We start from the raw sequence: 395 nt of genomic DNA, 5'->3' as shown, positions 1-395 counted from the left end.
TTTCAATATCTCCTTTTGGAATCAACCATATGTGATTAGAATTCTGAAAAGCATTTGGGAATATCCCAGATTTAATATAGCCTTGAATAGTCGGTGGTTGAAGACATAATTCGTTACTTGTTTGTCCAATTGTAAGATATAAGTCATTCTTGTTAGAAAGACCAGTATAACCTTCAATATCTTTTTTGAGGATGAACCATGTATTTGTTAAATCTTTTATAGCGTTAGGAAATTTATTTGAATCAATATAGTATTGTATAATCTCTGGGTGGGAGCTTAATTTTTCGCTTACTTGCCCAATTGTTAGATATGAATCATTATTATAGAAAAAAGTATGCCGTTCGAATTCTTCTTTTGGGATAAAATACCTCTTATCTGAAGGTATTTTAAAAACA

1 pseudogene is annotated in these 395 nt (G+C 30.1%); it reads right to left on the bottom strand.

Annotated features, from left to right (window positions below):
• Positions 1-395: pseudogene (locus MR107_RS30470) on the bottom strand (helix-turn-helix domain-containing protein); the annotation flags it as partial.

It is taken from the genome of Bacillus cereus group sp. BfR-BA-01441, assembly GCF_022663075.1.
GTDB classification, from domain to species: Bacteria; Bacillota; Bacilli; order Bacillales; family Bacillaceae_G; genus Bacillus_A; species Bacillus_A cereus.
Note: the sequence above shows the minus strand (reverse complement) of the source record. Positions and strands in the feature narration are given on the sequence as shown.